The sequence below is a fragment of the Neisseria sp. P0021.S005 genome, from assembly GCF_051956955.1.
This window is the reverse complement of record NZ_JBQCWY010000061.1, coordinates 1-11,631: the sequence shown is the minus strand read 5'-3', so window position 1 is coordinate 11,631 and position 11,631 is coordinate 1. Positions and strand designations below refer to the sequence as shown.

General features: G+C 50.6%; 10 protein-coding genes and 1 tRNA gene. 3 read left to right on the top strand and 8 right to left on the bottom strand.

From position 1 onward, the window contains the following. The 3 genes from ACTHUE_RS05740 to ACTHUE_RS05730 form a co-directional block, all read right to left on the bottom strand. Nucleotides 1-2,138 (bottom strand): MMPL family transporter (locus ACTHUE_RS05740; protein WP_440423104.1); only part of this gene is annotated, 2,138 nt, incomplete at its 3' end. A 93-nt stretch (nucleotides 2,139-2,231) separates the two neighbouring features. Then, nucleotides 2,232-2,849: a 4'-phosphopantetheinyl transferase family protein gene (locus tag ACTHUE_RS05735; protein ID WP_004520076.1), complete on the bottom strand. Its 618-nt coding sequence runs from the start codon at nucleotides 2,847-2,849 to the stop codon at nucleotides 2,232-2,234. 52 nt (nucleotides 2,850-2,901) lie between these two features. Next, complete coding sequence (locus ACTHUE_RS05730) at nucleotides 2,902-3,414, bottom strand: hypothetical protein (protein ID WP_224783355.1); 513 nt, start codon at nucleotides 3,412-3,414, stop codon at nucleotides 2,902-2,904. Between the two features lie 199 nt (nucleotides 3,415-3,613). Here ACTHUE_RS05730 and ACTHUE_RS05725 point away from each other — a divergent pair. Beyond that, a tRNA-Ser gene (locus tag ACTHUE_RS05725) sits at nucleotides 3,614-3,706 on the top strand. 80 nt (nucleotides 3,707-3,786) lie between these two features. Continuing rightward, nucleotides 3,787-4,347: a pseudouridine synthase gene (locus tag ACTHUE_RS05720; RefSeq protein WP_004520078.1), complete on the top strand. Its 561-nt coding sequence runs from the start codon at nucleotides 3,787-3,789 to the stop codon at nucleotides 4,345-4,347. A gap of 55 nt (nucleotides 4,348-4,402) precedes the next feature. On the opposite strand, the gene ACTHUE_RS05715 is transcribed toward ACTHUE_RS05720, so the two are convergent. The 5 genes from ACTHUE_RS05715 to ACTHUE_RS05695 form a co-directional block, all read right to left on the bottom strand. Then, nucleotides 4,403-5,209 carry a DUF4198 domain-containing protein gene (locus ACTHUE_RS05715; protein ID WP_003685136.1) on the bottom strand — a complete coding sequence of 269 codons (807 nt, stop codon included), beginning with the start codon at nucleotides 5,207-5,209 and terminating at the stop codon, nucleotides 4,403-4,405. Between the two features lie 151 nt (nucleotides 5,210-5,360). Continuing rightward, nucleotides 5,361-6,737, bottom strand: a complete 1,377-nt coding sequence (radA, locus tag ACTHUE_RS05710; RefSeq protein ID WP_004520079.1) for a DNA repair protein RadA — start codon at nucleotides 6,735-6,737, stop codon at nucleotides 5,361-5,363. Between the two features lie 74 nt (nucleotides 6,738-6,811). After that, nucleotides 6,812-7,348, bottom strand: a complete 537-nt coding sequence (locus ACTHUE_RS05705) for a hypothetical protein (protein WP_004520080.1) — start codon at nucleotides 7,346-7,348, stop codon at nucleotides 6,812-6,814. Nucleotides 7,349-7,437: 89 nt separating this feature from the next. Then, nucleotides 7,438-8,910, bottom strand: a complete 1,473-nt coding sequence (locus tag ACTHUE_RS05700; protein ID WP_004520081.1) for a S41 family peptidase — start codon at nucleotides 8,908-8,910, stop codon at nucleotides 7,438-7,440. Between the two features lie 215 nt (nucleotides 8,911-9,125). After that, complete coding sequence (locus ACTHUE_RS05695; RefSeq protein ID WP_070695489.1) at nucleotides 9,126-11,033, bottom strand: murein hydrolase activator EnvC family protein; 1,908 nt, start codon at nucleotides 11,031-11,033, stop codon at nucleotides 9,126-9,128. A 173-nt stretch (nucleotides 11,034-11,206) separates the two neighbouring features. Here ACTHUE_RS05695 and ACTHUE_RS05690 point away from each other — a divergent pair. After that, nucleotides 11,207-11,631: CreA family protein (locus ACTHUE_RS05690; protein WP_440423102.1), on the top strand; the 425-nt coding region annotated here is incomplete at its 3' end.

Genomic DNA, 11,631 nt, shown 5'->3' with positions numbered 1-11,631 from the left:
GCGGCATAGACGGCATAGTCCACGCCGATGGCGGATACTAAAAGCAGGCCGAACATGGCAAACAGGCTGACGGGAATGCCGGCCAAACCGAGTACGGCAACGGTGCAGATGGCGGCGGCCAGCGGCACGGCAAGGATTTTGCTGCCGCGTTTGAAACCAAACATTTTCCACAAGAGCAGCCATGCCAACACATAGGAAGCCAGTTTCAACCATGCGGCCTGATTGCGCGTGTGGTGGAAAAGCTCGTTTAAGTGGGCGCGCTTGTCAGCCCAATGTACGCCGGAGACGTGTTGCGCCACGGCGCGTACGGCGGCTTCATCGGTCATGCCGTTCAAACGCACGACGGCAGCAAAATGGCCTGGTTCCACTTCGCCCAAATACAAGGAACGCCAAGCCTCTGCCAAATCGGTATTCAGGCCGTCTGAAAGCGACAATGGTTGCGTATCGGCAGCTTGCAGCAGGGCATCGCGCACGGTTTTGCGAGGAATACCGATTTCTGTGAGCGGTTTCCAGCTATCAGGCAATTTGGTCAATTCGCGCAGGCGGTTTTGCAGTTTTTGCTGTTCCGTTGTCGGCAGGATGAATTGGTCGGGCGATTGGATGCCGGACAGTTTGCCTTGCGCGATTAAGGGCTGCAGGGCACGACCGAGTTCGGCGGTTTTCTTCAATAGGGCATCTTCGCTTTGTGCTTCGGCCACCAAATATTTTCCACCAAAATCCGTGCCGCTCAACTGGCCGATTTGTTGTACCTCGGCCAACATCGCGGTCGGCATATTGACCCATTGACGGATGTCGTCACGCCAGTCGCTGCGCCATAATCCGACTGCCAGCAAAATTCCGCCCACGATTAACCAGCCGCGTTTGTGCAGGCGGTTTTTCAGACGGCCTGACAAGGAATAGAGCTTTTCGGTTAATGCGGCAAAAGGCACGGTTTTGGCACGGTAGTGGCGAAACAGCGGCGGCAGCCATAAAACGGTGGCACCAAACGCGCCAAATAAGGCGAAGCCTGAAAACACGGCGGTTTGGCGCAGTACAGGCAAAGGGGTGAACCACAGCAGCGCGTAGCCCAAGACGGTAATTGTCAGGCTGACGGCAAAACTTGGCAAGACATGTTTCATTGCTGATTCAGCCTGCCAAACGGTCTTTTCAGACGGCCCGAATACCGACGGAGCAAGCCAGTGCAACGGGAAATCCACCAACATACCCACCAGGCTGGTGCCGATGACGATGGTCAGGATATGCACTTCGCCGAAGGTTAATAACGCAACTGCCAATCCGGTCAACATGCCGGCTGCCAACGGCAAAGACAGCAAAAACACGCGGCCGCTGCGGAAGACCCACAACAGCAGCGCAAAGGTCAGCCCAAGTCCGACCATGCTCATCAGCCGGCTTTCTTTTTCTGCGGCTGCTTTGGATACAGCGGCGAACAATGCGCCGCCTGCGCTTAAGGTTTCCGCGCCGTTTTCCGAAGCGATTTGACGGCTTTGCGCCATCAGCGGCAAGAGGGCGTCGTTGCCGGAAAATTGATCGCCGCCGGCGAGCCGTCCGCGTAAAAATACCCAAGTTTTGCCTTGGTCTTCGGCAAACAGCATGCCGTTGTCCATGTCCCACTGCAAACGGCTTTGCGGATTGGCTTTGTCGGCAACAAAGCGTCCAAAGCCCAGCCAGTCTTGTTCTAAAGACAAAGGGGAGGGAGCGGCAAAAGGATTGGCCACGGCTTCTGCGCGCGCTTGAAAATAGGCTTTCGGCTGCTCAAACAGCAGGCGGATTTCGTCTTGCGGCAAAACGGCCAAGCCTAGTTTCTGCATATCCGCCCGCACTTTATCCAAATTCGGCGTCATGCTACTGTCGACTTGTTCAAATACGCCGCTCTTGCGCCATGCATCGGCAATTTGTGCGGCCGTCTGAAAAGCAGTTTCGGCATCGGTACTGCCGGCAAGCAAAATGACTTGCGAATTGAGCTGCGCTTCTGCAGCTTTATCCGCAGCCGTCAGTAAGGCATCGGGTTGCTGCTCGCTTGGCAATAACGCGGTCAAATCGGTTTGGATACGCGTTTGTGAAGCAAAGGCATAAACCAAAAACAGGGTAAGAAACAGGATAAGGGCAGTATAGAGGCGGTTTAGGAGGCGAAGATTCATCGTTCAGACGGCCTTTTGCAAATGCTGCTGTTGGTGTGTGGAATAAGTAAAAGTCCAGTAAATTAAATCAGATTATTATTAGTTTGTCAGTTGTTAGATAGTTTGCCGGTCGGTTAAGTCATTGAGCTTGAGTGAGCCGAAAAACTGCCATTGCAGAGCGACGGTTTTTTCCTTCCAAACGCAGGCAATTGCCATCGTATCCGCCAAAATCGCGCTTGTGCCGCGCCAATCGGTTTGCTTTCCAGCGCGTAAACCGACGGGTTGCCCTGAATCGAAAACATAGCCGACCGATTTCATGTCTGACGGAAAATCCAAATTTGCCGCTTTAATCAATGCTTCTTTGAAACACCATAATCGGTAAAACGTTTCAGACGGCCAGTTTGCCGTTTCCAAATAGTCTTGTTCTTCCTGCGAGCAGATCAAAGCCGACAGCGCTTTAAAATCGCGCGGTCGGATAAATTCGATATCGACACCGGCTGTTAAGGGATGAAGCGCACACAATAAAGCGGCAAAGCCTTGGCTGTGGCTCAGCGATACAGCCGGTAAATCGGTTTGCTGTTTTAATGCTCGGCTGACTTGCCAGTCTTGACGCTGCGCCAGTTGCGGCGTGGCAGCCAAACGTTGTGAATCGGCTGCATTTAGAGACGCATGATCGTAGCAGGCGGCAAAAGACGAATCGGCCAGCAGGCAGTGAAGGGGTGTCGTATCCATAAAATAGAAAAATGCCAAACTTCATATTGAAGTCCGGCATTTTTGACATTGCTTAGTGGAAGCTGCCTTTCAAAACCACACGGCTGTTGAATGTAGCGATGTGGCATTCGTATTCGTTACCGCCTTTGGTTACTTTGTCAAAGTAGCTAACCAGATGAACGGATTTGGCTTTTTTACGAAGTGCAGTGCTTTGGAAGCGTTTAACCGCGCTCAGGAATGCGCGTTGGCAGGTTTCATCAGGGGTTTTGCCGACTGAGTTGGAGATTTGACGGGAAGTCAAAGTCGCTCCGGATGTGCTGCCGTAGTGAACGCGGATACTAGGATCCAAAGCGGATTTGGCTTCGGCAGAGTTCAAAGCTACATCGACTTTACACATATAAATGTCGTTTTGACCTTTGCCATTGACTTTATGGCCTTCACCCATGCTGCGGCAGGCAGAACCGGCGGCAGTTGTTTTTGGAGTAGAAGTTTGAGAGGAGGAAGTAGATGGTTGGGAATTGCCGGATTGTGAGCAAGCGGCAAGCATCAGGGCGGATACGGCAACCAAAGCAGAAAAACGTAACATACGAACTCCTTTGTAATAAGGGGTGTGAAAAAAGGTTTACAGAAAACAAAATCATTTTAACATATATGAAAGAAGTATAAAAATAGGATGATGTAAAAAATATTATATTTTTATTTAAATGATTTCATGGTGTTAAGAAAGTTTGGGGCGGTCATGCTTGACGAAGGAGGGCAGAAAGCGTATATTGCGGTCTTCCTTAGGAGTAATGGCTGAGAGGCTGAAGGCACTTCCCTGCTAAGGAAGCATGTGGGGTCAACCTGCATCGAGGGTTCGAATCCCTCTTACTCCGCCAAATATGAAAGACACCGTTTATACGGTGTCTTTTTTATTATCCGGAATTTCTTGGAATCCAAGGCCGTCTGAAAGTGTGAAATGAACGATTTGATTATTCTAAACAAGCCTTATGGCGTGATTTGCCAGTTTTCTGCACATGAAAAACATCAGTGCCTTAAGGATTTTGTCGAGAAACCGGGATTTTATCCGGCCGGCCGTTTGGATACGGACAGCGAGGGTTTGCTGCTGCTGACCAATAATGGCCGTTTGCAGGCGCAGATTGCCGACCCGAAATTCAAGCAGGTTAAAACTTATTGGGCGCAGGTGGAGGGTTCTCCTGATGAAGCCAAATTGGATTTATTGCGCCGTGGCGTAGATTTGGGCGATTTTGTCACCCGTCCGGCCGAGGTCAGGGTATTGGAAGAAGGTGAAGCGGATGTTTTATGGCCGCGCGTGCCGCCGATTCGCGTGCGTAAGTCCGTGCCTGATTTTTGGGTGGAAATTAAAATTTCGGAAGGGAAAAACCGCCAAGTGCGAAGGATGACTGCGAAAGCAGGCTTTCCGTGTTTACGCTTGGTCCGCGTGGCAATAGGCCGTCTGAATCTGTTTGATTTGAATTTGGAATTGGGACAATGGCGGTTTGCGCCGCATCGTCCTTAAATAGGATGAATAAAGGCCGTCTGAACTATTCAGACGGCCTTTTGTTATGGAAAAATCAATGATGTGAATGACCGATTTGGAAGGTCAAAGTGGTGTAGTTCGCCTGCTTTTGGCACACGCTTTGATCGGGGAAATCGGCTTTGTGTTCTACGCTGGCTTTCCAGAAACCTTGGCGCAATGGAATGATGCTGACTTCGCCTTTGTCATCGGTGGTATCGGAGAAGGCTTGGGCTTCGGTTTTATGGGTTTTGCTGCGGTCGCTGGTGTCGAAGCCGTCAAATGTGGCGGTAACGGTGGCGTTAGGCAGCGGCTCGCCATTGAAGAGGACGCGGACTTTGAAGCGTTCGCCGACGTGGACGTTGGCAGGGTTGTCCAAAGGTACGATTTCCAAATGTTGGCCGACTTGTTTGGTGATGATGGCGGTATCTGCGCTTTCGTGGCCGACATTGACGATGTTTTTGCCGAACATACGGGTTTGTTCGCAATAGCTTGCATCAGGCATTTCTTTGATGCTTGCCTGCTTCCAGCCCGCGCTGTTTTTTGACCAGAAAGTCGGTTGGTATTCGGCGGTTACCAAGTAGCTGCCGTCTTTGACCGGCAGTTTGCTGCGGTATTGGTAATTGTATGTGCCTTTTTGAATCATGTTTTCTTTGCCTTTTTCAGTCACCAGTTGCATGGGTTTGCTGAAAATGTGCAGGCGGTCTTTGGCGATAGGTTCAAGCTCAGGGAATTCGCCATAGCCCAATTCGGCTTCAAGGTATTCGCCGCCATGTGTGTGGGCGGTTTCAACCCAAACGCGATGGGCGTGTGCGGCAGTGCTGAACAGGAAGGCGGATGCGATAAGCAAAGCGGTTTTTTTCATGATTTCTCTCCGATTTTCGATGTGTAGAAAAGATAGAACAAAGTCGTTCGTTATAATATAACAAAATTATTTAAATTTAAAGAGAGGCCGTCTGGAAGTTTTCAGACGGCCTTTTAGCTGATTGTTTTTTGAGTCGGATTATTGAAACGGTTTAGTCCCCGTCACGACAGACGTCAATCGCTTCCTGCAAACTGCTGACGCCGTAGATTTTCAGGTTTGGAAACTCTTTGTCATGGCGCGGCATATTGGCCTTGGGAACGATGGCGCGTTTGAAGCCGAGTTTTTCCGCTTCTTTGAGCCGCTCTTGTCCGCGTGCGACGGGGCGGACTTCGCCGCTTAGGCCGATTTCGCCGAAAACCACGGTTTTTTCGGGCATGGGGCGGTTGCGGAAGCTGGAGAGCATGGCGAGGATGACGGCAAGGTCGGCGGCGGGTTCGCCGATTTTGACGCCGCCGACGGCATTGAGGAACACGTCTTGGTCGAAACAGGCGATGCCGCCGTGGCGGTTTAGGACGGCGAGCAACATGGAGAGGCGGTTTTGTTCGAGGCCGACTGTGAGGCGTTTGGGGGTGAAGCCGTGCGCGTCATCGACCAATGCCTGAATTTCGACCAAAAGCGGGCGGCTGCCTTCCTGTGTGACCAAAACGCACGAACCGGGCGTGTCGTCGCGGTAGCTGGCAAGGAAGATGGCGGACGGGTTGGATACGCCTCTCAAACCGTTTTCGGTCATGGCGAATACGCCCAATTCGTTTGCCGCGCCGAAGCGGTTTTTGATGGCACGTATCATGCGGTAGTTGGAATGTTGGTCGCCTTCGAAATACAGCACGGTATCGACCATGTGTTCCAATACGCGCGGGCCGGCAATCGCGCCGTCTTTGGTAACGTGTCCGACCAGTATCATGGCGATGCCCATTTGTTTCGCCATGCGCGTCAGTTGGGCGGCACACTCGCGCACCTGCGACACGGAGCCGGGGGCGGAAGTGATTTGGTCGGAATACATAGTTTGGATGGAATCAATGACCACGACTGCGGGCTGATGCTGTTTCAAGGCCGTCTGAATCGCTTCCATGCGGATTTCGGCAAGCAGGTTCACGCCTTCGGTGGGCAGTTCCAAACGTTGCGCACGCAGGGCGACTTGTTGGGCGGATTCCTCGCCGGAAATGTACAGCACTTTGCGACTTTGCGCCATTTTGGCAATGGTTTGTAACAGCAGCGTGGATTTGCCGATGCCGGGGTCGCCGCCGAGCAGGATGACCGCTCCATCGACCAAACCACCGCCCAATACGCGGTCAAGCTCGCCCATGCCGGTCGGATTACGCGGCACTTCGGTCGCGGTAACGGCAGAGAGGGATTGGATGGTCGAGGTGTCCGCCGCCCAAGATTGGAAGCGGGCGTTTTTCGGTTCGGGCGCGGCCAGGCTTTCCTGAAGTGTGTTCCACTCGCCGCAATGCGGGCATTTACCCTGCCATTTTGGGGAAGTACCACCGCATTCGGAACATTGGTAGATGGTTTTGGGGGCTTTTGCCATGGTGTTTTGTTTCCGCAGTATTTTAGTGGGAAGGCCGTCTGAAAAGTGAGGGAGGTTTTCAGACGGCCTTGAGATTATGGGTGTGTTTTTTTGCTGTTTTCAAGATGGTTGAGTATTTTATCCGGATCTTGTTTAAAGTAGCTGGTTTGGTTGCCACTGGCTTTGTCAGTCAATTCCAACATACCGGGCAGGCCTTTGATGATGAGGATTCTGGCTTTTATGGTACTTTTTTCACCTATTTTTTGTTTGTTTTGTTCTTCTTTGCCGTTGATGGAGGTTTTATAGTCAGTTACGGTTTGGTGGATTTCTTGTTTTTTCTCGTCAAATGTCCAATTAAAGTCCTGTCTGATGGTGAAGATTTTGTTGGTGGCTTTGAAACTCATTATGGCGATGTCTGTGCCAGTGTTGTCGGGGTTAAAGATGGTTGTGTTGATAAGAGCGCCTTCTTCGTTTTCGACTGCATTTCCCCAGAAGCCGTGTAGGTTTTCACTGGTGATTTTGTTGGCAATGTACATCTCAGAGGCTTGTTCGGGTTTGGCTGCCGATGATACCGGGGAGTTTAGGAGGAATAGGCTGGTCAGTGCGGGGAGGATGAGTCTGGAAATGTTCATGTTTGTTCTTACCTTGGAGTAGGGAGGTGTTTATAGGCCGTCTGAAAATGGAAAGTTTTCAGACGGCCTTTTATCGGATAAAGATGGGTTTATTTTTTGCTGTCTTTATCCGCATCTTTTTTCGGAGCAGGTTTTTTCGCTGCCAAACCCAAAGATTTTTGCCATTCGGCTGGATTTTTCACCAAGTCCAAGGCTTTGCGGAGTTGATCATCTTTGGCCGGATTTGGAATGCGGCGGCTGGAGATGTCTTCGTCTTTGTCTTTTTTGGACTTGTCTTTATCGGCTTTGGTTTCTGCGTTGGCAGGCGTTTCAGTGCTGCTGTTGACGTCTTGGCCGCCCAACGGATTGCCGATATGGCCGACCAAATCGGCTTCGCGGCTTTCAAAAGCGCGGTCTTTGTCTTTGACTTCAACGTCAGGAACAATGCCTTGCGCTTGAATCGAGCGGTCGTTTGGTGTGTAGTAAAGGGCGGTGGTCAGTTTAACTGCGCTGCCGCCGGAAAGCGGAATCAGGGTCTGTACTGAGCCTTTGCCGAAACTTTGTGTGCCGACGACGACGGCGCGTTTGTGGTCTTGCAATGCACCGGCAACGATTTCGGAAGCGGAGGCCGAGCCTGCGTTAATCAGGACGGTCATAGGAATGGTTTTCAGCTCGGCAGGCAATCCTGCCAACGGGTCTTTGCCGCTGGTGGTGATGTAGTCTTCGGCAGTTGCTTTGAGTACCATGCCTTCTTTTTTGTTGCGGCCTTTGGTGCTGACAACGGTTACGTCAGGTTGCAGGAAGGCTGCGGATACGCCGACTGCACCGTTGAGCAGGCCGCCCGGGTCGTCGCGCAAGTCGAGGATGATGCCTTTGAGCGGACCTTTGTTTTCTTTGACAAGGGCTTGCGCAGCTTCGTTGAGTGCGGCAACAGTGCGCTCTTGGAATTGGGAGACGCGGATGTAGCCGTAGTCTTTTTCAAGCAGATGATGGCGCACGCTTTTGACTTTGATGATGGCGCGGGTCAGGTTGACGACGATGGGTTTGTCGGCATTTTTGCGTGAAAGGGTCAGGGTGATTTTGGTACCCGGTTTGCCGCGCATTTTTTTGACGGCTTCGCTGACGGTCAGGCCGCGCGTAGAGGTATTGTCGATTTTGACGATGAAGTCGCCACTTTTTACGCCGGCGCGTTCTGCCGGAGTGTCTTCAATCGGGGCAACGACTTTGACGAAGCCGTCTTCTTGTCCGATTTCCATGCCCAGGCCGCCGAATTCGCCGCTGGTAGATTCTTTCATTTCGGCATAGCCTTTTTTGTCCATATACTCGGAATGCGGATCGAGATCGGACACCATGCCTTTCATTGCGCCTTCAAAAAGCTCGGCATCGGGTTTGTCTTGGTAATAGTTGGCTTTGATTTGGCCGTACACTTCTGCCATGGTGCGGATGGTTTGCACGGGCAGGGCCTCGTTGTCTTTTTTGTCTTTTTCGGCGGCAAAACTTTGTACACTCAGACTGAGGGCGATGCCGCTAAATGCGCCGAGAGTGTAGATTGCAACTTTTTTTAAAGTAGATTTTGTTGACATTCGTTTGACTTTCTTTTTGTGTACGGTAAGCAAAGTGGTTTTTGTTTTCTCTGAACCCGTTGACTTTATGTGATTTAAACGCTTGGAACAATAAGTTTAAGGTAAAAGTTTGTTGTTTAATGTGCTGAACAGGCGTGAAAATCGTGTTTTATTGTAGTTTATGATGAAAATTCAGACGGCCTGAAGGGGAAAATTCACTCAGGCCGTCTGAAACATCAGTTAATCCATGAAAGCGGATTCATGACTTGTCCGTTGTAGCGGACTTCAAGGTAAAGGCCGGTTTCGCCCGACGGCAAAGTGCCGCTGGTGCCGATTTTGCTGCCGGCATTGACGGCGTAGTTTTGGGAGATGTCGATTTCGTTCAGGCCGGAGTAAATGCTGACATAGCCGTCGCCGTGGTCGAGGACGACTACTTTGCCGTAGCCTTCAAGCTCGCCGGCAAAAGTAACCGTGCCTGAGGCAATGCTGCTGACCGGAGCAGGAATGGTATTGTAGAACACGCCTTTCCAAACTTCGCCATCGCCGCGGTCTTGACCGAACAGGCCTGCCAATGTACCGTTAACTGGTTTTTTCAGACGGCCTTGCATACGGCTGAAGCTGTTGGCGTTGCTGACGGTCAAGCCTTGGGTGTTCGGGGCTTGCAGTTTCATGTCTTCGTCAGTCAGCGTAGACATGGCGGCGCGTTCGGCTTCGGCTTTTTGTTGGGCGGCAGCCTGCTCTTTGCGTGCTTTTTCAGCGGCGGCCAAACGGGCTTCGGCGGCTTTTTTACGCGCTTCGGCTTCGGCTTTGCGTTGCTCGGCTTTGCGTTTTTCCAAATCTTTCAAGAGATTATTGAGGCGCTGCTCGTTTTCTCTGTGGTTGATTTTCTTTTGCGCTTCTTTGGCCATTTGCGCGTTTTGACGGCGGCTTTCGGCTTGTTCGGCGGTATTGGTCACGCCTTGTTGACGCAACGAAGCTTGGATATTGGCTTGCAGTTTTTTCAGGTAAGCCAATTCATTGTTGATTTTTTGTTCTTGCGCCGCCAGCTCTTTCTGTTGTTTTTCCAAGTCTCTCATAACTTGGTCGTTGGCGTTGTTGATATAACGTGTGTAACGCAGGAAGCGGGTTTTTTGACCGGCATCGGCGTTTTTCAGAAAGAGGGCGACCGCGTTGGGCTGACTGTTTTTATAGTTGCCGGACACAAAGCGCGAAATTTGGGCGCGTGTGTTGGAAACTTCGGCTTTTAACTGGTTGGCATCGGCATTGAGTTTTTGGAATTTTTCCCAAGCGTCGCGTTGTTTGCGGTTGATGCCGGAGAGGTTGTTGCGTGTTTGTTGCAGCTGTTTGAGCGTGGCATTGACATGGATAATGAAACCCTCATTGCGTTTGGCAAAGGATTTCTTGGTTTCCATATCGTTGGCGGCGGCAGTTACGGCTGCTTTGAAATCGTTGTCGGCTGAAGAAGCGACTTTAGGCTCAACTTTAGGCTCGGCTTTTTTGTTTTGCTCTTTGGCTTTTGTGTCTTTTTTAGCGTCTTTTTTGTCTTCGACAGCTTTTTTGGCGGACTCTTTAGCTTCGGCCTTTTTGTCTTCGGATGCTTTTTTTACGGGCTCTTTGGTTTTTTTGCCGTCTTTTTTATCTTCAGCTACTTTTTTAGCAGGCTCTTTGGCTTTGGTTTCCTTAGGGTCTGCTTTTTTTACGGGTTCTTTGGCTTTGCTGTCTTTTTTATCTTCAACAGGTTTCTTGTCTTGTTCTTTGGCTTTGCCGGATTTTGCGGCTGCAGCTTTTTTGTCTTTGGCTGTTTCTTTAGGCTCTTCTGCTTTGCGGTTGGCCTTTTTATTGTCAGCCGCGGCCTCGGTGGCTTTAGCCGGTTTGTTTTTGTCTGAAGCGCGTTCGTTTTTGTCGGCGGTGTCCTTCTCTTTGGATACTTTGGCTTTAACCGCTTTTTTGCCTTCCTCTTTTTCTTTTACGGCTTGTTTTTTTGGGGTTTCTTTTTTGACATCTGCCTTGGCGGCTTCTTTCTCTTTTTTCACGGGCGCAGCTTTTTTGACGGCGGTCGCTTTTTCTTTCGGCGCGTCTTTGGCAGCATAGGTTGGCAGGGAGAAGCTGAGCAACAGGGCGAGAATGAGGGGTTTGTAACGCATGGTTCGATCTTGCTATCAAAGTAGGAACAATAGGACGGATTATACTGTCTGTCAGGCCGTCTGAAAATAATATCGGGTTGCAATATGGACGAACGGTCTTATATAGTAACGATAGAGTGGGCGGACGGGGTTTAGTCTGCCTGGAAACTGACAGTCTGCATCGACAGGATATTATGAAAAAATATTTATTAGTAGTGTTGGGCGCCATGGTTTTGGCGGCTTGCGGTGACAATACCGATAAAATCGGACGCGCCAGTACGGTGTTTCATATGCTGGGTAAAAACGACCGTATTGAAGTGGAAGGTTTTGACGATCCTGATGTGCAGGGGATTGCCTGTTATATTTCGTACGCAAAAAAAGGCGGTTTGAAAGAAACGGTCAATCTGGAAGAAGATGCCAGCGACGCATCCGTTTCCTGTGTGCAAAGTGCGGAAGTCATCCGTTATAACGAGGCTGCGGTTTTGAAACCGCGACAAGTGTTCAAACGCAGTGCCAGCATAGCATTTAAGAGCCAACAGATTATCCGCTACTACGATCCGAAACGTAAGTCTTTCGCTTATTTGGTGTACAGCGATAAAATCGTTCAAGGTTCGCCGAA